This is a genomic window from Brevundimonas vitisensis, assembly GCF_016656965.1.
Classification (GTDB): Bacteria; Pseudomonadota; Alphaproteobacteria; order Caulobacterales; family Caulobacteraceae; genus Brevundimonas; species Brevundimonas vitisensis.
Genome location: NZ_CP067977.1, coordinates 286,842 through 308,186, shown reverse-complemented (window position 1 = coordinate 308,186; position 21,345 = coordinate 286,842). Strand labels below are relative to the sequence as shown.

Genomic DNA, 21,345 nt, shown 5'->3' with positions numbered 1-21,345 from the left:
GTTGCCCGCGCCTCTCATGCCACAGAACCCAGGCCAGTGCTCAAGGCAAATCAGCGCCCTCTAGTCGCAGTCTGCACCATACCCTGGAGCCCGAAATGCCAGGATGACCGCCGACCGCTCCTTGCGGGTGACCACGCCAGCCTGCTCCAGGATGCAGCCAATCACGGTGTTGGAATTGGGGGCCAGAAGTCCGTAGCGCGTTCCGCTTTCGGCCAATCGATCGCGCGCCGCGGTCAGCCGATCCATCGCCCAGGTCGTGGCGCGCGGGTCGCGGGTGATCAATGTCATCTCATGAAGCGCCTGACCGGAACTTGGGAAATCATAGGCCTCGGCGTCGAAAGGCGCGATTTCGGCCCTCAGTTCATCCGGATGGTCGGCACGCGGATCGAACTTGCCCGCCTGGCTCGCTGAAAAGGTCATGGCCGGTCCGCGCGGCGGCACCACCAGGATATAGGCGTGGCGCGGAAACAGCAGATAGTGGGCGAGGTATTTGGTCACGGGCACGAACGGCAGTCCGTCCGGCCCCAGGGCATGAGCGCCGACATAAACCCCGACCGGCAGGGTCCGGCTGTCGACCCGCCCGAACCGCTGCACGATGTGGTCGACCAAGAGATGGTCCAGCAGAAACTCGTCATCCGCCGCCTGGTCGGACACATAGGCGCGGATCTGTTCGGCGCTGGGCTCTGCCCCGAGGGCGCGGCCGTAAAGGCTTATAAAGCCGTCTTGCGACAGGGATTCCCCGTCCGGAGCGCTGTGCCAAAGACCAACCAGTTCGTGCCGCATCCGCGCCGATGGATCATCGCCCCTGAACGTGGTCAGGCTGAGCGTCAGATTGACCACGGCAAAAACCAGGATCAGTCCCGCCGTCGCCTCCCCAGCGATGACCGCCCAGCGCCGCCAGCCTCGCCAGGGATGCTTGGCATGGCGCCAGCGTTCCAGCACCCGCCGCCCGACGGTGCGAGTCTGGCTGACGACTGTGCTCAGCCTGTCCCTGACCGATCCCATCCACGCCTCCCCATGTGACCGCCCAATGCCTCTGAACGGTCAAGGTTGCGTCAGAGTCTCAGGATCACCGTCTCTACGATCGGGCGTCGGTCCCATATCTGCTGGCTGGCCTTTTTCAGCACGCGCGAAACGGCCTGTTCGATGACCATTTCGTCCATCAGGGCCTCGCCCTTCAGCTTCATGACCGCGGCCTCGGCACGTTCGGCCAGATCGTCCAGGGCGTCTCCCAGCGGGCGCTCGTCATCGCCCGGCAGGCCGATGGCACGCACGTCGATGTCGCTGATGATCTTGCCACGCTTGTCCATGGCGAAGCTGACGATCAGGACGCCATTGGTCGAGGCATGGCGACGCTCGTGAAGCGCCTCGCCCTGCTCGGTCACCAGACGTCCACCGTCGACGTACAGCCGTCCACTGGGGACTTCGTCGATGATCGCTGCGGGCCCCGGGGCCAGACGAACCATGTCGCCGTTGCGCGGTGTGATGGTTTCCTTGACGCCAATGTCCTTTGCCAAATTGGCATGCTCGACCAGGTGACGGCGCATGCCGTGGGTCGGCACGGCAATCTTCGGCCGGGCCCAGGCGTACATCTGACGCAGTTCGTCGCGGCACGGGTGTCCCGAGACGTGGATGCCCGGATGATCCTTTTCGGTGTACAGCCGCACGCCCCGGTCGGCCAGCTTGTCCTGCAGGCGGCCAATGGACAGTTCGTTGCCCGGAATGACCCGCGACGAGAAGATGCAGTGGTCGCCCAGGCCCAGCTTCATGGTCGGGTGCGTGCCGTTGGCGACGCGGGCCAGAGCTGCGTTCTGTTCGCCCTGACTGCCGGTGCACAGATACAGAATCTGGTCGGCGGGCCAGACGCGGGCCTCCTCGTCAGACAGGAATTTCTTGGTATTGGCCAGCAGGCCGACATGTTTGGCAGCTGCCGTGATCCGGTGCATCGACCGTCCAGCCAGGAAAATCCGCCGTCCAGCCAGCTCGGCCGCGCGGATCACGCTGTCCATCCGCGCGACGTTCGAGGCGAAACAGCCGACCGCGATCCTGCCCTTGGTCAGGCCACCGATCAGGGTCTCCAGCGCGTCGCGAACGCCAGCTTCCGACCCCGCCGAGCCCTCGACGAAGACATTGGTGGAATCGCAGACCATGGCCAGGACGCCATCGTCACCCAGTTGGGTGATGGCGCTGGAATCCGTGGTCGACCCTATGATCGGCTCTTCATCGATCTTCCAGTCGCCGGTGTGCAGGACGGTGCCCAGCGGCGTCTTGATGGCCAGTCCGTTCGGCTCTGCGATCGAATGGGTCATGGTGACCATGGTCACCTGGAACGGGCCGAGATCGATGGTCCCGCCCAGCGGCACCTCGATGATCTTGACCTGATCCAGAATGCCGGCTTCGCGCAGCTTCTCGCGGATCAGATAGGCGGTGAACGGGGTCGCATACAGCGGGGCCTTCATACGCGGCCACAGCCAACCCAAGGCACCGATGTGGTCCTCGTGCGCGTGGGTCAGGACGATGCCGCGGATAGTCTCCCCTTCCAGAAACGCCGGGTCGGGCACGATGACGTCGACACCCGGTGTCGACAGGTCGCCAAAGGTCACGCCGACATCGACGACCAGCCACTGCCGGTTGGCCTCGGGGCCATAGCCATAAAGATTCAGGTTCATTCCGACCTCGCCGGACCCGCCCAGCGGCAGGAAGACGAGCTCGTCGTTGGTTGATTTTTTCATGCGTCCTTTAGATGGGTATTCCGCCGCCAGATTTCGAGCAGGCCGCGGATAGTCAGGTCCGGATCGAACCGGTCGATGGATGTGGTGGCCCCTTCGAACAGCGAAGCGACGCCGCCGGTGCCGATGACGGTCATGGGTGCCCCCCACTCCGCCTTTATGCGCGCGACCAAGCCCTCGATCAGGGAGACATATCCCCAGAAGACGCCCGACTGCATGGCCGTGACCGTATCCTTGCCGATCACGCGCTCCGGTCGCTGGATGGCAATGCGCGGAAGCTTGGCCGCTGCCTCATGGAGGGCCTGAAGCGACAGGTTGATCCCCGGCGCGATCAGGCCGCCTTCGAACGCGCCATCCGCTGCCACCACATCGAAGGTGGTGGCCGTGCCGGAATCGATCAGCAACAGGTCCCCGGGATAGACCAGGTGGGCTCCTACGGCATTGACCAGTCGGTCTGCCCCCGCCTCTGTCGGCTTGGTGATCCGCACCTGCATGCCCAGGTCTGTATTGTCCCCGACGACCAGCGGCTCGACATTCATGTAACGCCGCGACAGGTTGCGCAGATTGAAGATCGACTGCGGGACGACACTGGAAATAATGCAGCCGTCCAGGCTGTCAAAGGCCAGTCCACGCATGTGCAGCAACTGGTTCAGCCAGACGGCGTATTCGTCGGCCGTCCGACTGGCCTCCGTCGCCGTCCGCCACTGCGCGATCCAGTCGGTGCCGTCATGGATGGCAAACAGCGTATTGGTGTTGCCCTGTTCGATGGCCAGCAACATCAGACCGCCTCACCAAAAAACACGTCCCCGGCCGAGATCAGCCGCATCGACCCATCGGCCAACTTCAACCGCAAAGCCCCGTCCGGTGCCACGCCGTCGGCCACCCCGCTGATCGCCTCGTGATCCAGTCTGGCCGTGGCGGGACCGTCCAGACCCTGGGTGCGGGCCACCCAGGCGTCGAGGACAGGCTGGAAACCGAGTGTCTCCCAACGTTGCTGCCAAACGGCGAAAGCATCGGCCAACACCTGCGCTGCAGCCTCCACCGACGGCGGATAGGCGACATCGGAACGAAGGTGAGCGGCAAGGGACGTGGCCGGGCGTTCGGTCCCGGTTGGCGCATGGGCCAGATTGACGCCGATCCCGACGGCAAGCCACAGCCCCCCCATGGAATGGGTGCCGGACTCGATGAGTATGCCGACCGCCTTGTCCCCGGCGATCATCACATCATTCGGCCATTTGATCGCCACCCGGCCCGGTGCGGCAAACGCCTCTAGCAGGTCCGCCGTGGCGAGGGCAGCCAGGAAGGTCACCTGCGCTGCCTCGGCCGCCGGTTTCTGCGTCGTCATCAGAAGCGTAGCGGCCAGATTTCCGGTCTCGCTTTCCCAGGCCCGACCCCGGCGCCCGCGCCCCGACGTCTGGCGACGCGCTACGATCCACTGCGGTCCGACCTCTCCGGCTTCGGCCCGGCGACGGGCTTCGGCATTGGTGGAGTCCGTCTGGTCAAGCAGCAGGATCGGAACCGGGCTCACCGCCCTATCCCGCGCCGAAGCCTGAAGCTGCGATCCGCGTCAGGGGTTCCAGCCAGACCAGGGCAACGATCACCAGCGGGAAGGCAAAAGCAGCAGCGGCCCAACCGACCACCTTGGTCTCGACCGGTGCCTTGTCGATCGGCGCCTGGTCAGGGGCCGCATCGAACCACATCAGCTTGATGATCCGCAGATAGTAGAAGGCTGCCACGACCGAGGCCACCAGACCCGCCGCCGCCGCCATCCAGTATCCGGCGTCTGCCGCCGCGCCAAAGACATAGAACTTGCCCCAGAAGCCCGAGAACGGCGGCATGCCCAGAACCGACAGCGACAGAATGGTGATGGCGATGGCCGTCACCGGGCGATCCTTCTTCAGGCCCGCGAAGTCGGCGATCGTCCGGATGGGCCGACCGCTGCGCGACAGGGACATCAGGATCGCGAAGAAGCCGATCTGATCGACGACATAAAGGGTCATGAACATCAGCATGGCCTGGAGCCCGACCTCGGTGCCCGCCGTGATGCCCAGAAGAGCATAGCCGATGTTGGCGATGGACGAATAGGCCAGCAGCCGCTGCATGTCCTTCTGCGCCAGGCCACCAAACGCCCCGACCGCGAACGAAATCAACGAGATGAGGATCAGGACCTGGGCCCACTGATCGTGCGCTCCGCCGAACCCTTCCGACAGGGTGCGGGCGACCAGAACCATGGCCGCCATCTTCGGGGCTGTGGCGAACAGGGCCACGACAGGCGTCGGAGCGCCTTCATAGACATCGGGCGTCCACATGTGGAACGGCGCGGCCGATACCTTGAACGCCAGCCCGCAGATCAGGAAGACCAGGCCGAAGATCAGGCCCGGCCCGACGTCGCCCTGGGCCGCGATGACGGCGATGTCCTCGAACCGCATGGAGCCGGTGAAGCCGTAGATCAGGCTGGCCCCATAGAGCAGAAGACCCGACGACAGCGCGCCCAGCACGAAATACTTCAGCCCCGCCTCGGACGCCTTCAGGTCATCACGGTGGAAAGCGGCCAGAACATAGAGGGCCAGCGAATGCAGCTCGATCCCGACGTACATCGAGATCAGGTCGCCCGATGACGCCATCATCGCCATGCCGACCGAGGCCAGCACGATCAATACGGGAAACTCGAACCGCGCGATCCGGCTGCGGCTCATCCAGCCATCACCCAGGACGATGGCAACGGCTGCGGCCAGATAGATGACCACCTTGCCATAGACGGCCAGCGGATCAGCGACGAAGGCGCCGTCGAATGCAGCACCCAGCGGGGCCTGGATCACGACCGCCGTCGCCGCGATCAACAGGGCGACCGACAGGATGGAGATCAGGCGCGCCGACTTTTCACCCAGGAAGGCACCGAGCAGCAGCAGGACCATGGCCCCGATCGCGAGCGTCAGCTCCGAGGCGGCGAGAGGAAGGGCAAGGGACAGATCAGGCATTAAGGTCTCACCCACCGATCGCTGCGCGATAGGTCGTCGTCAGGGCCTCGACTGAGGCGGCGGTCAGGTCCAGCACCATGCCGGGCTGTACGCCCAGCCAGATCGTGCCGACGATCAGCGGCACGAAGATCAGCAGCTCGCGCTTGTCGATGTCACTGATGGTCTTCAGCGCCGGATTGACGATCTCGCCGAACATGACGTTGCGATACAGCGTCAGGGCATAGACCGCCGAGAAGATCACGCCCGAGGCCGCGAACAACGCCGCCCAGGTCGAAACCTCATACACCGCCGTCATCGTCAGGATTTCACCGATGAAGCCCGAGGTCCCCGGCAGGCCGACATTGGCCATGGTGAACATCAAAAAGATGGCGGCATACCAGGGCATACGGTTCGTCAGACCGCCATAGAAGGCGATCTCGCGGGTGTGCATCCGGTCATAGACGACCCCGACACACAGGAAGAGTGCGCCTGAGATCAGCCCGTGGCTGAGCATCTGGAACACCGCCCCCTGCACGCCCTGCTCGTTGCCGGCGAAGATGCCCATGGTGACGAAACCCATGTGGGCAACCGAGGAATAGGCGATCAGCTTCTTGATGTCGGTCTGCCGGAACGCGACCAGCGACGTATAGACAATGGCGATCACCGACAGCGCAAACACCAGAGGCGCAAACTGCTGCGAGGCCTGTGGGAACATCGGCAGGTTGAACAGGATGAAGCCGTATCCGCCCAGCTTCAGCAGGATGCCGGCCAGGATGACCGAGCCCGCCGTGGGGGCCTGGACGTGGGCGTCCGGAAGCCAGGTATGCACCGGCCACATCGGCATCTTGACCGCAAAGGAGGCGAAGAAGGCCAGCCAAAGCAGGGGCTGCACCGCCGGGTCGAAGGCGTAGTCCTTGAGCGCCGGAATGCTGGTCGTGCCGGTCTCGGCCGCCATCCAGAGCATGGCCAGCAGCATGAGGACGGAGCCCAGCAGGGTGTAGAGGAAGAATTTGTAGGCCGCATAGATGCGGTTCTGCCCGCCCCACACCCCGATGATGATGAACATCGGCACCAGTGTGCCTTCGAAGAAGATGTAGAACAGGAACAGGTCCAGGGCCGTGAACACCCCGATGACCAGGGTCTCCAGCACCAGGAAGGCGATCATGTAATCGACCACCCGGTCCTTGATCGTGGTCCAACTGGCCAGGATGCAGATCGGCAGCAGGAAGGCCGTCAGCAGCACGAACAGGATCGAAATCCCGTCCACGCCCATGTGGTATTGGGCGCCGGCGAACCAGACATACCGCTCGACGAACTGATAGCCGGGATTGGACGCGTCAAACTGTGCAACCAGCAGCACGGACAGGGCCAGGGCAACCAAGGTGGTGCCCAGGGCGATCCAGCGCGCCGCGCCGGCGGCACCCGCGTCGGACTTGTTCGCCAGGCGGGCCAGGAAGATGAGGGCCGCGCCGATCAGCGGCACGAAGGTAATGAGACTCAGGATGTAGGGCACGGGCTCAGGCTCCCCACGTCGCGATGGCGAAGGCGAGCAGACCTGCCACACCCAACAGCATCACGAAGGCATAGTGATAGACATAGCCCGACTGGATCTTGGCCAGCCGCGCCGCAGATTTGAGCGAGGCCCAGGCCGCGCCGTTCGGACCCAGTCCGTCGATGATCCGGACGTCACCGATCTTCCAGAACAGATCGCCCAGAGCCCTGGCCCCCTTGACGAAGACGAAGTCGTAGATCTCGTCGAAGAACCACTTGTTGTAGAAGAAGGTGTGCAGCGGGCCGCCGCGTTCCGCCATCCGGCGGGCCATGCCCTCCTTCAGGACATAGACATAGACCGCGATCAGCGTGCCCAGGCTCGACACGATCAGCGGGGCCCACAGCACCCAGGTCGGCACATAGTGGCTGTCGTGAAGGACGTGGTTCTCAGGCCCGGTGAAGATCGCCCCGCGCCAGAACTCGTGCTCGTGATGGCCCACGAAGAACTCGTAGAAGACGGCCCCCGAAAAGATCGCGCCGATCGACAGCACCAGCAACGGGACCAGCATGACCCAGGGGCTCTCGTGCGGCTTGAGCGGACCGTGGTGGCCATGACCGTGATCGTCATGGGCGTGGTCATGGTCCTCGGGCAAGGGCTCGGAATGGGTTTCCAGCTGAGCAGGCGACGCGGCGTGATCGTCGTGGTGATCGTGGGCGTGCGCGTCATCCTTCCACGCGGCACGGTTGTGGAAGGTCATGAACACCAGACGCCAGGAGTAGTAAGCCGTCAGTCCCGCAGCAAACAGGCCGATGAAGAAGACAAACAGTCCGGCCGGGCTGTAGTCCGCAGAGGCAAAGGCGCTCTCCAGGATGGAGTCTTTGGAATAGAAGCCGGCGAAGCCCAGCTTGACCTCGGGAATGCCCAGACCTGTGATGGCGATCGTGCCGATGGTCATGACGGCATAGGTGACGGGCAACAGCTTCCACAGCCCGCCCATCTTCCGCATGTCCTGCTCGTGATGCATGCCGTGGATCACCGATCCGGCACCCAAGAACAGCAGGGCCTTGAAGAAGGCGTGGGTGAACAGGTGGAACATGGCGGCCTGATAGGCCCCGACGCCCGCCGCGAAGAACATGTAGCCCAGCTGCGAACAGGTCGAATAGGCGATGACCCGCTTGATGTCGTTCTGGGCCAGACCAACAGTGGCGGCGAACAGCGCCGTGATGCCCCCCGTGATGGCGATGACCATCGATGCGGTCGGCGCATACTCATAGATCGGCGACAGGAGGCAGACCATGTAAACACCCGCCGTCACCATGGTCGCGGCGTGGATCAGGGCGGACACCGGCGTCGGCCCCTCCATCGCGTCCGGTAGCCAGGTGTGCAGGAAGAACTGAGCCGACTTGCCCATGGCCCCCACGAACAGCAGCAGTCCCGCCAGGTCCAGCGCCGACCAGTTGTAGCCCAGGAACTCCCACGTCGTTCCGGCCTTGGCCGCAATCAGGGGGAACAGTTCGGCGAACTGGATCGTGCCGAACATCCAGAAGACGGTGATGATCCCCAGCGCAAAACCGAAGTCTCCGACCCGGTTGACGACGAAGGCCTTGATGGCGGCGGCGCTGGCCGTGGGCTTCTTGAACCAGAAACCGATCAGCAGATAAGAGGCCAGGCCCACGCCTTCCCAGCCGAAGAACAGCTGCATGAAATCGGCGGCTGTCACCAGGGCCAGCATGGCGAAGGTGAAAAGCGACAGATAGGCGAAGAAGCGCGGCCGGCTGTCGTCCTCGGCCATATAGCCCCAGGAATACAGGTGCACGAGCGAGGACACCGTCGTGACGACGATCAGCATCACCGCTGACAGGGCGTCGATGCGGATCGACCAAACCGACTGGAAATCACCGACATTGATGAAGGGGGCCAGCTGGATGGTGAAGGCTTCCAGGTGATGCCAGGTGTGCAGGCTGAAAACCGTCCAGGCCACGGCGCAGGAAACGAACAAAAGCCCGGTCGTCACCGCCTGTGAGGCGATGTTGCCGATCCGACGGCCAAAGAACCCAGCGACCATTGCTCCGACCAGCGGAGCGAAAACGCCGATGATGACGAGAAGCTCGAGTGTCACGCGATCAGCCCTTCATCACGCTGGCGTCGTCGACCGCGATATCGCCGCGGTTACGGAAGAAGGTCACCAGGATGGCCAGACCAACGGCCGCCTCTGCCGCCGCAACCGTCAGCACGAACATGGCCATGATCTGCCCCGACACATCGTTCAGATAGGTCGAGAAGGCGACGAAATTGATGTTCACGGCCAGCAGGATCAGCTCGACCGACATCAGGATGATGATGACGTTCTTGCGGTTCACGAAGATGCCGAACACCCCGATGGTGAACAGCATCGCCGCCACGGCCAGATAGTGGGACAGGGTCACGGTCATTACAGCAGATCCTTGGGAGCCAGGCCCTCGCCGGTCGTCGCGGATTTGACTTCCACCGCCTTCTTGCGATCGCGCCCGACCTGGTCGGCGACCTTCTGGCGGCGCACGCCCGGCTTGTGGCGCAGGGTCAGGGTGATGGCCCCGATCATGGCGATCAGCAGCACGATCCCCGCCGCCTGGAAGAAATAGACATAGTCGGTATAGAGCACGCGCCCGATCGTCTCGATATTGGATGCTTCCGGTCCCGCGACCGCCGGGGCCGTGGCGTCAGCCGCAGCGCCGCCCTGGACCACGGCCAGGGTGATCAGGATCATCTCGAACAACAGGATGCCCGCCACGATCGCGCCGAGCGGCAGATACCGGGCATAGCCCTCGCGCAACCGAACGAAGTCGACATCCAGCATCATGACGACGAACAGGAACAGCACCGCCACCGCGCCGACGTAGACGACGACCAGCAGCATGGCCAGGAACTCGGCACCCAGCAGGACGAACAGTCCCGCCGCCGAGAAGAACGACAGGATCAGCCACAGCACCGAATGCACGGGGTTGCGCGCCGTCACGACCAGCAGGCCGGCGACCACACAAATCGTGGACAGCACATAGAAGGCAATGCCTTGCAACAGCATGGGAGGCCTCTAGCCCCTTTCAGTCGGTTGAGCGGTGAACCCGCAGGGATTCGCGCGCTTCGTTTAGCGGTTACGCGCCTTAGCGATAAGGGGCGTCGAGTTCCAGATTCTTCGCAATCTGCCGTTCCCAGCGATCGCCATTGTCGAGCAGTCGGGCCTTGTCGAAATACAGTTCCTCACGCGTCTCGGTCGCGAACTCGGCGTTCGGTCCCTCCACGATGGCATCGACCGGACAGGCCTCGGCGCACAGACCGCAATAGATGCACTTCACCATGTCGATGTCATAACGGGTCGTGCGGCGGCTGCCATCGGCGCGCGGTTCAGCCTCGATCGTGATGGCTTGGGCCGGACAGATGGCCTCGCACAGCTTGCAGGCAATGCAGCGCTCTTCGCCGTTCGGATAGCGGCGCAGCGCATGCTCGCCCCGGAAACGCGGCGACTGCGGATTGCGCTCGAACGGATAGTTCACGGTCATCTTGGGCCGGAACAGATAGCCGAGCGTCAGGAAGAAGGCCCCGACCACGTCGATCAGGAAGGCCCCCTTCAGGGTCTGGCCGATGCGGGCGATCATGAACGGGCTCCTTCGACGCCGCGGCACAGCTCTTCGCGCCGGGGGTCGTCTTCCTGGGTGATGCGGCACAGGCGGACACGCTCCGCCTCGCGCCGTTCGATGGATTCCTGGCGGCGTTGCCAGGCCTGCGGCGAGGTCGGCTCCGGCTCATAGATCGGCACGGCACAGGCCGTGACCATCACGCCCAGGACACAGGGGATCAGCAGACGGGTCATGCACCCACCGCAAAAACACGCCAGGCCGAGACCACGACCACAGCCACCAGCGAGGTCGGCAGGAAAATCTTCCAGCCCAGACGCATCAACTGGTCATAGCGGTAGCGGGGCACGAAGGCCTTCACCATGGCGAACATGAAGAACCAGAAGACGATCTTGATGCTGAGAACCAGCAGATAGAACAGATTGGCGATCCACTCGGGCCAGCTGTCCAGCCCGATCAGGGCGACGTCGAAGCCGGGGTTCCAGCCGCCGAAGAACAGCAGGCTGATCATGGCGCACATGAAGATGATGTTGACGTACTCGCCCATCATGAACAGCAGATAGGGCGTCGAGGAATATTCGACCTGATAGCCGGCCACCAGCTCGCTCTCGGCCTCGGGAAGGTCGAACGGCGGACGGTTGGTCTCGGCCAGGGCGGACACGAAGAAGACGATGGCCATCGGGAACATGGCGACGATGGTCGGCCAAGTGTCCAGCCCGCCGCCGAACGCGAACCAGTTCCAGATCCAGCCTTCCTGCTGCGTCACGATCGAGGTCAGGTTCATCGTGCCTGCCAGCACGATGACATTGATGATGACCAGGCCGATCGAGACCTCATAGGAGACCATCTGGGCCGCCGAGCGCAGCGCTCCCAGGAATGGATATTTAGAGTTGGACGCCCAGCCGCCCATGATGATGCCGTACACGCCCAGCGACGACACCGCGAAGATATACAGAATGCCGACGTTCAGGTCCGAAATGACCCAACCCGGCGCGAACGGGATCACGGCCCAGGCCATGAAGGCCAGGATGACGGTGATGATCGGCGCCATCAGGAAGACGACCTTGTCGGCCCCGGCGGGAACGACGATCTCCTTCAGGACGAATTTGATCATGTCCGCAAAGGACTGAAGCAGGCCGAACGGGCCCACGACATTGGGCCCTTTGCGCATCTGCACGCCCGCCCAGATCTTGCGGTCGGCCAGCAGCAAGAAGGCGACCGCGATCAGCACGCCAACCGTCACCAGCAGCACGGCACCCGTGGTGGCCAGGAACCAGCCGAGAGGAGAAGACCAGAATTCCGCCATCGCCCTACTCCGCCGCCATCGCGACCGGGGTCACACGCAGGGTGGACAGCTCGGCCATGGTCGCGCTGGCCCGCGCGATCGGATTGTTCAGATACGGATCGACGACCGACCCGCCCAGGGCGACGTCGCCCAGATCGTCCTTGGTGCCCAGGGCACCGACGTCGAAGCTCGCTGCGGGCGGCAGATAATCGACCCGCCCGAACGTCGGATGGTCGGCCATCAGCCGGGCTCGCAACTGATCCAGCGTGTCATAAGGCAAGGTGTGACCCACCCGCTCCGACAGGGCGCGAATGATGGCCCAGTCTTCCTTGGCCTCGCCCTTCGGGAAGACGACGCGGTCACCCATTTGGACCCGGCCCTCGGTGTTCACATACAGACCCGACTTCTCCGTATAGGCCGCGCCGGGCAGGATCACGTCCGCGCCGTGCGCGCCGCGGTCGCCGTGGCTGCCCAGATAGACCTTGAAGGCCGAGCTGGCTGCGGTGTCGATCTCGTCGGCGCCCAGCAGGAACAGAACGTCCAGCGCGCCCGCTGCACTCATGGAGACGGCGTCCAGTCCGCCCTGACCCGGCACAAATCCCATGTCGAGGCCCGCAACGCGCGAGGCCGCCGAGTGAAGGATATTGAAGCCGTTCCAGCCGGCCTTGACCGCGCCAATCTTGGCCGCCAGCCGCCCGACAGCCCCCAGGATGCCCTGCCCCGTCGCGCCAGCCAGGGCGCCGGCACCCAGAATGATCATCGGCCGCTCGGCCGCGCTCAACGCCTCGACCGCGCCCTTGGGCATCCGGGTCAGCGTCCGGGTGCCCAGGCCCAGCAGATCGTAGTCATAGGTCAGATCGACCCGTTCGCCGATGACGCCGATCCGCGTGCCCTTCAGCCAGGCCTTGCGCAGCCGTGCGTTCAGCAGCGGCGCCTCGGTCCGCGGATTGGTGCCAATCAGCAGAATGGCGTCTGCATCCTCGACGCTGGCCAAGCCCGCATTGAACAGCCAGCTCTCACGCGGCCCATAGCCCAGGGTCGATCCGTCCTGACGGCAGTCGGTATTGGCAGAGCCCAGGGCGCGGAACAGATCCAGCGCCGCCTTCATCGACTCGGCGTCCTGCAGATCGCCCGCGATCACGCCGATACGGTCAGCCGACGCCGACTTCAGCTTGTCGGCGACGATGGTCAGGGCTTCGTCCCAGGTCGCGGGACGCAGCTTGCCGTTCTCGCGGACATAGGGCCGGTCAAGGCGCTGGCGCTGCAAGCCGTCGACGACATAGCGGCTCTTGTCCGACAGCCACTCCTCGTTGATGCCCTCGTGCACGCGCGGCAGGATCCGCATCACCTCGGCCCCCTTGGCGTCGGCGCGAATGTTGGAGCCCAAGGCGTCCATGACGTCGATGGTCTCGGTCTTCTTCAACTCCCAGGGGCGATAGTGGAACTGCCACGGGCGGTGGGTCAGGGCACCCACGGGGCACAGGTCATTGACGTTGCCCGACAGCTCAGAGTCGACCGCCTTTTCCAGGTAGGTGGTGATTTCGGCATCCTCGCCGCGGCTGATCATGCCGATGTCGGGCACGCCCGCCACCTCGGTGATGAACCGCACGCAGCGGGTGCACTGGATGCAACGGGTCATGAAGGTCTTGACCGTCGGACCCATGTATTTTTCTTCGACCGCGCGCTTGTTCTCGGCATAGCGCGAGCCATCGCGGCCATAGCCCATGGCCTGGTCCTGCAGGTCGCACTCGCCGCCCTGGTCGCAGATCGGGCAGTCCAGCGGGTGGTTGATGAGCAGGAACTCCATCACCCCTTCGCGGGCCTTCTTCACCATCGGCGTGTCGGTGAAGATTTCCTGGCCCTCGGCCGCCGGCAGGGCGCACGAAGCCTGGGGCTTGGGCGGCCCGGGCTTCACCTCGACCAGGCACATGCGGCAGTTGCCGGCGATGGACAGACGTTCGTGATAGCAGAAGCGCGGGATCTCATGCCCTGCGCGTTCGGCGACCTGCAGCACGGTCATGCCGGGCTCGAACTCGGTCTCGATGCCATTGACCTTGGCGACGGGCATCAGGAAGCCTCTTCTTCAGTCGGCACGGACAGCATCGACGTCGAGGTCGTGCTGTCCGGAAATGTCTGGGTGATGGCGATCTGGTCGCCGTTCAGCGCGTAGCGGATAACCGGATCGTCGGCCCCTGTCATCCAGGTCGCGGTCTGACCTGTGGGCAGACGGGCCGGACGCCACAGTATGCGCCCCTCCTCGACCCGGCAGTCGGCAAATCGACGGCCGCCATCGACCGGCGCCGGCCAGGACACCGCCACCACGCCGTCCTGAACCGCTTCCACGCGGATCGCGTCGACGGTCTGACCCTCATGACCGGCCGCATCGACGGCCTGGCCGTGGACCGCCCCCATTGCGGCCACGCAGACGCGGCGAAGATCGGATACCGACAGGGCCACCGGCACGGATTCTGAAGCAGGCGCAGCCACGGCGGCGGGCTCAGCCTTGCCCTCAGCGCTGGGCGCAGCCGTCTGCGGCTCGGACCCACAGGCCGCGAGCGTCAGACATCCCATAGCGATGACGAGCGAATACCGCATCCCTACTCCGCCGCGATCGCGTGGCCGGCGAAGTTCGCGCGCCGGCTGCGATAGGAGGAGATGCGGTCCTCGATCTCGTGACGGAAATGCCGGATCAGGCCCTGCACCGGCCAGGCCGCCGCGTCGCCCAGGGCACAGATGGTATGCCCTTCGACCTGTCCGGCGACCTCTAGCAGCAGGTCGATCTCGGAGGGGTCAGCCTCGCCCACGGCCATTCGTTCGAGCACGCGCCACATCCAGCCGGTGCCCTCGCGGCATGGCGTGCACTGACCGCAGCTCTCGTGCTTGTAGAAATAGCTGATGCGGGCGATCGCCTTCACCAGATCGGTCGACTCGTCCATCACGATGACGGCGGCGGTCCCCAGACCCGAGCGCATTTCGCGCAGGGAATCGAAGTCCATCAGCGCCGTCTCGGCCATGTCGCGCGTGATCAGCGGCACCGAAACGCCGCCCGGGATCACCGCCTTGAGGTTGCCCCAGCCGCCGCGCACGCCGCCGCAGTGCTCTTCGAGCAGCTGGCGCATCGGGATCGACATCGATTCTTCGACATTGCAGGGACGGTTTACATGGCCGCTGATGCTCATCAGCTTGGTGCCCGTGTTGTTCGGACGGCCAAAGCCGGCAAACCAGTCGGCCCCGCGCCGCAGGATGGTGCCCACGACCGCGATGGATTCCACGTTGTTCACCGTGGTCGGGCAGCCGTAAAGGCCCGCGCCAGCCGGGAACGGCGGCTTCAGGCGCGGCTGGCCCTTCTTGCCTTCCAGGCTCTCCAGCAAGGCCGTCTCTTCGCCGCAGATATAGGCCCCGGCACCATGGTGGATATAGACGTCGAAATCCCAGCCATGGACGTTGTTCTTGCCGATCAGCCCGGCCTCATAGGCCTGCTTGACGGCTGCCTCCATCCGCTCGCGTTCCAGCACATACTCGCCGCGCAGATAGATGTAGCAGGCATGAGCCTGCATGGCGAAGGACGCGATCAGGCACCCTTCGATCAGCAGGTGGGGATCATGACGCATGATCTCCCGGTCCTTGCAGGTGCCAGGCTCCGACTCGTCGGCGTTGACGACCAGATAGTGGGGCCGATCCTTCACCTCCTTGGGCATGAAGGACCACTTCAGCCCGGTCGAGAAACCCGCACCGCCGCGTCCGCGCAGGCCCGAGTTCTTCACGTTGGTGATCAGCCAGTCGCGGCCCATGGCCAGCATATCGGGCGTGGCGTTCCAGCAGCCGCGCGCCTTCGCTCCCTCCAGCCCCCAGTCATGGAGCCCGTACAGGTTGGTGAAGATGCGATCCTTGTCTTCCAGCAAGCCGATCATCGGGCTCCCTCCTCGGCCGGACCCGCCCAGGCCGCGACCGCGCGGACGCGCGACCTCGCTGCGCCGATCGCGCGTGTTCCGCTCGGGCAGAGGCGGTGTGCGCTCTGCGGTTGAGGACGGTGAAGGCGCATTTCGATCAGGAACATTGGGACCGGGGGTCTGTAACGGCGCAGAAGGAGAAGTCTTGGTTGGCGATGGTGGCGGTTCGGCCCTGGCCTGGGCCCCGCCCAGCGAAAGGGTGGTCGCACCGGCCAGATTGGCGAGCAACAAGCCAGCGTGGCGGGCGGCCCGCCCCAGGCCTGAGCCCTTGTCTTTGCGATCTGCACTCATGACGCGCCCCCGAACGTCTTTCCGGCATGTTTGATAGCGGCTCCGGCCGGCGCTGGCGCGACGGCTCGCCTGACAGGGTCATCACGTCCGACCTCCGTCCAATTCGCTCATGCGCTGGCGGTGATGGCGTGTCCGCAAAAAGACCGCAGCGATCACCATGGCCCAGCCCAGCGCCAGAATCCCATAGGCGATCACCAGACTGTCCTGGCCCAGGCCCACCCGCCCGTCGCGCACAGCCACCACCCACAGGGCGGCAATCACGATCAAGGCTAGCCCACCCCAGCGAATGGGCAGGCCGACACGGCGAAGCTCGCGCCGATAATCGGCGCGGCCCTGTTCCGAGTGCAGATCGGGCGCAGCGGGCGTCATGCCGGGGCCTTGACCGGTTCACTGTTGGGCAGTTTGGCGATCGGCTTGGCGGCCGAGCCGTCGTACAGGGTCGGGTCGGTCAGCGTCAGAGCGCCGCCCTCGGGTGCCGAGTTGACCCGGTCGACCCGCGGCCCCGGTTCAGGCGACTTGCCAGCGGCGAAATCATCAATGATCTGAGCCATGGCATCGGGCGTCAGGTCTTCGAAATAGTAGTCGTTGATCTGGGCCATCGGCGCGTTGACACAGGCACCCAGGCATTCGACCTCCTGCCAGGTGAACCGGCCGTCGGCACTCAGCGTGTCCTTGGGACCGATCTTGTCCTTGCAGACCTTCATCAGGCCGCCCGAACCGCGGAGCATACAGGGGGTGGTACCGCACACCTGGATCAGGGCCGTGGTCCCGACCGGCTCCAGCATGAACATCGTATAGAAGGTCGCAACCTCCAGAACTCGGATGTACGGCATGTCCAGCAGTTCGCCGATCGCACGGATGGCAGGCTCCGAAACCCAGCCCTCCTGCTTCTGGACCAGCCACAGGATCGGGATCACCGCCGACTGCTTGCGCTCGGCCGGGTACTTGGCGATCCACCAGTCGCACTTGGCCTTCGTCGCCTCGGAGAAGGCGAAGCTTTCAGGCTGGACTTTGGCGAGACGACGGACCGACATCAGACTTCCATTTCCGAGACGACGAGACCCTCGCCGATCATCTTCTTACGCACGATCAGGACCTTGTGCTGGCTTTGCCGGCGCAGGACGAAGCTATGCTGATAGGTTTCTCCGCTGGCATCCGTCACCGAATAGCCGACGATTTCCCATCCTTGTTTGACGTGATCACTGACGGGACGAAGGCTCATCTGGCCCTCCCCATCCAGCGACCAAAACGGGCGCTCCAGACGGCACGGCCCGCCTGACGGAGGTCCCGCGCGAGCCCCGAAAAGGGCGGCACGAAACGGACAATCAGCTGGCCCAGCATGATCGCTCCGCTCATCCAGACCAGCGAACGCAGATTGGCCTCTAGGAAGCCCCGGCCCTCTTCAAGATAGCCTAGGCGATAGGCCCCGCGCACCAGGGTCACCCCTGCCAGAGCCGGCGCTGCCTGCACAGCCGTCGCCAGGGCGAACATCGCATGGCCCATGACGGCCCGGCGGCGCGGCGAGAACAGCCACTGCATGCCAACGCCCAGCGTCAGCAGCAGGGCGAACACGATCGCCTGGGTTGCGGTGAAAATCGGGGTGGTCGCGAAGGCGCTCAACTCATGCCCCCCGCTTCCGCCAAGGAACACGTCCGGGCGATCAGGCAGCCTTCGACCGGATCACAATGGAACATCAGCGATCGACCTCGCCGAAGACGATGTCCAGCGACCCCAGGATGGCCGAAACGTCCGCCAGCATATGGCCCCGGTTCATCCAGTCCATCGCCTGCAGGTGGCGGAAGCCCGGCGCGCTGATCTTGACGCGATACGGCTTGTTGGTGCCGTCGCTGACCAGATAGATGCCGAACTCGCCCTTGGGCGCTTCCACCGCCGCATAGACCTCGCCCTCGGGCGTATGGAAACCTTCGGTATAGAGCTTGAAGTGATGGATCAGGGCTTCCATCGACCGCTTCATCTCACCACGACGCGGCGGGACGATCTTGTTGTCCTCGACCATCACCGGCTCGCCGGGGCAGTTGCGCAGCTTATGGACGCATTGCTCCATGATCCGCACCGACTGCTTCATCTCTTCGATGCGCACCAGATAGCGGTCCCAGCAGTCGCCGTTCTTGCCGACGACAACGTCGAACTCCAGATCGGCGTAGCACTCATAAGGCTGCGACTTGCGCAGGTCCCAGGCGATGTCCGAGCCGCGCAGCATCACTCCGGTGAATGCCGACGCCAGGGCCTCCTCCTTGGACACCACGCCGATGTCGACGTTGCGCTGTTTGAAGATGCGGTTCTCGGTGACCAGGGACTCGATATCGGCCAGCGCCTTGGGGAAGGTCAGGCACCAGTGGCCGATGTCGTCGATCAGGGCCGGCGTCAGGTCCTGATGGACGCCGCCGGGCCGGAAATAGTTGGCATGCAGGCGCGCGCCGCTGGCTCGCTCATAAAAGACCATCAGCTTCTCGCGCTCCTCGAACCCCCACAGCGGGGGGGTCAGGGCGCCGACGTCCATGGCCTGGGTCGTGACGTTCAGCAGGTGGCTCAGAATGCGGCCGATCTCGGAATACAGAACCCGGATCAGCTGTGCCCTGTAAGGCACCTCGATGCCGAGCAGCCGCTCGATGGCGAGGCAGAAGGCATGCTCCTGGTTCATCGGCGCGACGTAATCCAGCCGGTCCAGATAGGGCACGTTCTGCAGGTAGGTGCGGGCCTCCATCAGCTTTTCGGTGCCGCGATGCAGCAGGCCGATGTGCGGGTCGACGCGAGACACGATCTCGCCGTCCAGCTCCAGAACCAACCGCAGCACACCGTGCGCGGCCGGATGCTGCGGGCCGAAATTGATCGTGAACTTCCGATCGTCCAGCGCCTTGGCGTGGTCGGTCCGGCCGTCATGCGGCCCGTCTTGCGGACCCATGCCATCGAACACGTCAGTGGCCCCGAGCGGGGCTGGGGGGTTATGGCCATCAGCCATCGATGTGATCCTCATGCAGGGCCGGAACCTTGCGGGTCAGCGCCACCAGCCAGCCCAGCGCCAGGGTCAGAACACCCATGCCCGAGACGGCGGCGGTCGAAATCTGCCAGTCACCGGTCAGGACGGCGATGGCCAGGGGTGTGGAAAGCAGCACGGCGGACGCCCCCAGCAAGGCGCTCTGCAGCTCCCCGGCGGAAAGGCGACGGATGCCGGCCCCAACGGCCAGGCACACCACGGCGATCATGATGGCTACGCCCAGCATCGAAAGCTGGGACTGTTCGACCTCGGGCGCGCGCGTGAACCAGCCTGTCAGCCGCGCGCCCAGGGTGAACAGAAAGGCCGTGGAAAACGTCACCAGAAAAAAGGATGACGCCGACCGGATCGCCGTGCGGTTCATGGTCATGCGCCGCTACTGGTCTTGGTTGGCGGCGTCGTCGGCTTGGGTCCCGCTCCCAGGGCCTTTTCATCGCCCGGCAGGACGTCGGTCGGGTACTCGGCCCCTTCCCAAGGCGACAGGAAGTCGAAGCTACGGAATTCCTGGGTCAGCTTGACGGGCTCGTACACCACCCGCTTCTGCTCCTCGTCGTACCGGACCTCGACATAGCCGGTCATGGGGAAATCCTTGCGCAGCGGGTGCCCCTGAAAGCCGTAGTCGGTCAGGATCCGGCGCATGTCCGGGTGGTCTGAGAACAGCACCCCATACATGTCGAACGTTTCGCGCTCGAACCAGTCGGCGGAAGGATACACCGACACGACGCTGGGCACCGGCGTCGTTTCGTCGGTCGTGACCTTGACCCGCAGGCGCGCGTTCCGCGTCATCGACAGAAGGTGATAGACCACCTCGAACCGTTCGCGCCGGTCCGGAAAATCCACGCCGCAAACATCCAGCAACTGCTGGAAACCGAAACGGTCCCGCAAGGCCGTCATGACGTTCACGATGCGCTCGCGCGTCGCGATCAGCGTCAGCTCGCCATAGGCCACCTGAGCCTCGACGCCCAGCTCTCCGACCATCTCGGCACCCAGGGGCGTCAGGGCGCTCTCACGCGCCGCAATGTTGGCCAAGCTGCTCATCGCTCGATCGTCCCGGTGCGGCGGATCTTCTTCTGAAGCTGCAGCAGCCCATAGATCAGCGCCTCAGCCGTCGGAGGACAGCCCGGCACATAGACATCCACCGGCACCACCCGGTCGCAGCCGCGCACAACGCTGTAGCTGTAGTGGTAGTATCCGCCGCCGTTGGCGCACGACCCCATCGACAGCACATAGCGTGGGTCCGGCATCTGGTCATAAACCTTGCGCAGGGCCGGAGCCATCTTGTTGGTCAAGGTGCCCGCCACGATCATCAGGTCGGATTGGCGCGGGCTGGCGCGCGGGGCCATGCCGAACCGCTCCAGGTCGAACCGGGGCATGGACGCCTGGATCATTTCCACTGCGCAGCAGGCCAGACCGAACGTCATCCACATCAAAGAGCCGGTCCGGGCCCAGTTGATCACATCGTCGAGCGAGGCCGTCAGGAATCCCTGCTCGGCCAGTTCCGTGTTCACGGCCTCGAAGAACTTGTCATGGACCTTGGGGTCATAGCCTTCGACCATCGACCGGCCACCTTGGCCATAGGCCGTGGTCGGAAGCGGCGAGCTGGGTGCGATCACTCCCATTCCAGAGCTCCCTTCTTCCATTCATAGATAAAGCCGACCGTCAGAACGCCGAGGAAGACTATCATCGACCAGAAGGCGAAGATCATCCCGCCCTTGGACAGGTCGAACACCGACACAGCCCAGGGAAACAGGAAGGCCACTTCCAGGTCGAAGATGATGAACAGGATCGACACCAGATAGAACCGGACGTCGAACTTCATCCGCGCATCGTCGAAGGCGTTGAAACCGCACTCATAGGCCGACAGCTTTTCGGAGTCGGCATTCTTGGGCGCCATCGCCCAGGCCGCCACCATAAAGAGGATGCCCACAAGGGCGGCGATGCCGAGAAAAATCACGACCGGCAGATATTCGAGAAGAAATTCATTCATTCGAGACGACCTCGACCGCCGGGGAAGGAG

General features: G+C 64.3%; 24 protein-coding genes. All 24 read right to left on the bottom strand.

What is annotated here, in order from left to right; translation table 11 throughout:
- Positions 1-60 precede the first annotated feature (60 nt).
- Positions 61-1,005, bottom strand: a complete 945-nt coding sequence (locus JIP62_RS01475) for a hypothetical protein (protein ID WP_201103197.1) — start codon at positions 1,003-1,005, stop codon at positions 61-63.
- A 50-nt stretch (positions 1,006-1,055) separates the two neighbouring features.
- On the bottom strand, positions 1,056-2,732 hold the full coding sequence (locus tag JIP62_RS01470) for a ribonuclease J (RefSeq protein WP_201103196.1): 1,677 nt from the start codon (positions 2,730-2,732) through the stop codon (positions 1,056-1,058).
- Positions 2,729-3,511 (bottom strand): type III pantothenate kinase, encoded by a 783-nt coding sequence (locus JIP62_RS01465; RefSeq protein ID WP_201104469.1) that lies wholly within the window; start codon positions 3,509-3,511, stop codon positions 2,729-2,731. The genes JIP62_RS01470 and JIP62_RS01465 overlap by 4 nt, the downstream gene beginning before the upstream one ends.
- Entirely contained in the window at positions 3,508-4,257 is a 750-nt protein-coding gene (locus JIP62_RS01460) for a biotin--[acetyl-CoA-carboxylase] ligase (protein WP_201103195.1), read from the bottom strand. The genes JIP62_RS01465 and JIP62_RS01460 overlap by 4 nt, the downstream gene beginning before the upstream one ends.
- Positions 4,258-4,261: 4 nt before the next feature.
- Positions 4,262-5,707, bottom strand: coding sequence for an NADH-quinone oxidoreductase subunit NuoN (gene nuoN, locus JIP62_RS01455; RefSeq protein ID WP_201103194.1), 1,446 nt, complete (start codon positions 5,705-5,707; stop codon positions 4,262-4,264).
- Between the two features lie 7 nt (positions 5,708-5,714).
- Positions 5,715-7,199 (bottom strand): NADH-quinone oxidoreductase subunit M, encoded by a 1,485-nt coding sequence (locus JIP62_RS01450; protein ID WP_201103193.1) that lies wholly within the window; start codon positions 7,197-7,199, stop codon positions 5,715-5,717.
- Between the two features lie 4 nt (positions 7,200-7,203).
- Complete coding sequence (nuoL, locus tag JIP62_RS01445; RefSeq protein ID WP_230974921.1) at positions 7,204-9,243, bottom strand: NADH-quinone oxidoreductase subunit L; 2,040 nt, start codon at positions 9,241-9,243, stop codon at positions 7,204-7,206.
- A gap of 58 nt (positions 9,244-9,301) precedes the next feature.
- On the bottom strand, positions 9,302-9,610 hold the full coding sequence (gene nuoK, locus JIP62_RS01440; protein ID WP_201103191.1) for an NADH-quinone oxidoreductase subunit NuoK: 309 nt from the start codon (positions 9,608-9,610) through the stop codon (positions 9,302-9,304).
- A complete protein-coding gene (locus JIP62_RS01435) occupies positions 9,610-10,239 on the bottom strand; it encodes an NADH-quinone oxidoreductase subunit J (RefSeq protein WP_201103190.1) in 630 nt (209 codons plus the stop codon). Before JIP62_RS01435 ends, nuoK begins: the two co-directional genes overlap by 1 nt.
- A 79-nt stretch (positions 10,240-10,318) precedes the next feature.
- Positions 10,319-10,810 carry an NADH-quinone oxidoreductase subunit NuoI gene (gene nuoI, locus JIP62_RS01430; RefSeq protein ID WP_201103189.1) on the bottom strand — a complete coding sequence of 164 codons (492 nt, stop codon included), beginning with the start codon at positions 10,808-10,810 and terminating at the stop codon, positions 10,319-10,321.
- Complete coding sequence (locus JIP62_RS01425; protein WP_201103188.1) at positions 10,807-11,025, bottom strand: hypothetical protein; 219 nt, start codon at positions 11,023-11,025, stop codon at positions 10,807-10,809. The genes nuoI and JIP62_RS01425 overlap by 4 nt, the downstream gene beginning before the upstream one ends.
- Positions 11,022-12,095: an NADH-quinone oxidoreductase subunit NuoH gene (gene nuoH, locus JIP62_RS01420; protein ID WP_201103187.1), complete on the bottom strand. Its 1,074-nt coding sequence runs from the start codon at positions 12,093-12,095 to the stop codon at positions 11,022-11,024. The genes JIP62_RS01425 and nuoH overlap by 4 nt, the downstream gene beginning before the upstream one ends.
- Positions 12,096-12,099: 4 nt before the next feature.
- A complete protein-coding gene (gene nuoG / locus JIP62_RS01415) occupies positions 12,100-14,142 on the bottom strand; it encodes an NADH-quinone oxidoreductase subunit NuoG (protein ID WP_201103186.1) in 2,043 nt (680 codons plus the stop codon).
- Entirely contained in the window at positions 14,142-14,669 is a 528-nt protein-coding gene (locus JIP62_RS01410; protein ID WP_201103185.1) for a hypothetical protein, read from the bottom strand. The genes nuoG and JIP62_RS01410 overlap by 1 nt, the downstream gene beginning before the upstream one ends.
- A 2-nt stretch (positions 14,670-14,671) precedes the next feature.
- The gene (nuoF, locus tag JIP62_RS01405; protein WP_201103184.1) at positions 14,672-15,985 is read right to left on the bottom strand and encodes an NADH-quinone oxidoreductase subunit NuoF; all 1,314 of its coding nucleotides are present in this window, start codon (positions 15,983-15,985) and stop codon (positions 14,672-14,674) included.
- 411 nt (positions 15,986-16,396) lie between these two features.
- Complete coding sequence (locus JIP62_RS01400; protein WP_201103183.1) at positions 16,397-16,684, bottom strand: hypothetical protein; 288 nt, start codon at positions 16,682-16,684, stop codon at positions 16,397-16,399.
- Positions 16,681-17,349 (bottom strand): NADH-quinone oxidoreductase subunit NuoE, encoded by a 669-nt coding sequence (gene nuoE / locus JIP62_RS01395; protein WP_201103182.1) that lies wholly within the window; start codon positions 17,347-17,349, stop codon positions 16,681-16,683. Before nuoE ends, JIP62_RS01400 begins: the two co-directional genes overlap by 4 nt.
- Positions 17,349-17,537 (bottom strand): hypothetical protein, encoded by a 189-nt coding sequence (locus JIP62_RS01390; RefSeq protein ID WP_201103181.1) that lies wholly within the window; start codon positions 17,535-17,537, stop codon positions 17,349-17,351. Before JIP62_RS01390 ends, nuoE begins: the two co-directional genes overlap by 1 nt.
- On the bottom strand, positions 17,534-17,935 hold the full coding sequence (locus JIP62_RS01385; RefSeq protein ID WP_201103180.1) for a hypothetical protein: 402 nt from the start codon (positions 17,933-17,935) through the stop codon (positions 17,534-17,536). Before JIP62_RS01385 ends, JIP62_RS01390 begins: the two co-directional genes overlap by 4 nt.
- Positions 17,936-18,008: 73 nt before the next feature.
- Positions 18,009-19,238, bottom strand: coding sequence for an NADH-quinone oxidoreductase subunit D (locus JIP62_RS01380; protein ID WP_201104467.1), 1,230 nt, complete (start codon positions 19,236-19,238; stop codon positions 18,009-18,011).
- A 49-nt stretch (positions 19,239-19,287) separates the two neighbouring features.
- Positions 19,288-19,698 (bottom strand): hypothetical protein, encoded by a 411-nt coding sequence (locus JIP62_RS01375; RefSeq protein WP_201103179.1) that lies wholly within the window; start codon positions 19,696-19,698, stop codon positions 19,288-19,290.
- On the bottom strand, positions 19,695-20,366 hold the full coding sequence (locus JIP62_RS01370; RefSeq protein WP_201103178.1) for an NADH-quinone oxidoreductase subunit C: 672 nt from the start codon (positions 20,364-20,366) through the stop codon (positions 19,695-19,697). The genes JIP62_RS01375 and JIP62_RS01370 overlap by 4 nt, the downstream gene beginning before the upstream one ends.
- On the bottom strand, positions 20,363-20,968 hold the full coding sequence (locus JIP62_RS01365; RefSeq protein WP_201103177.1) for a NuoB/complex I 20 kDa subunit family protein: 606 nt from the start codon (positions 20,966-20,968) through the stop codon (positions 20,363-20,365). The genes JIP62_RS01370 and JIP62_RS01365 overlap by 4 nt, the downstream gene beginning before the upstream one ends.
- Positions 20,938-21,315 (bottom strand): NADH-quinone oxidoreductase subunit A, encoded by a 378-nt coding sequence (locus JIP62_RS01360; protein WP_201103176.1) that lies wholly within the window; start codon positions 21,313-21,315, stop codon positions 20,938-20,940. The genes JIP62_RS01365 and JIP62_RS01360 overlap by 31 nt, the downstream gene beginning before the upstream one ends.
- Positions 21,316-21,345 lie beyond the last annotated feature (30 nt).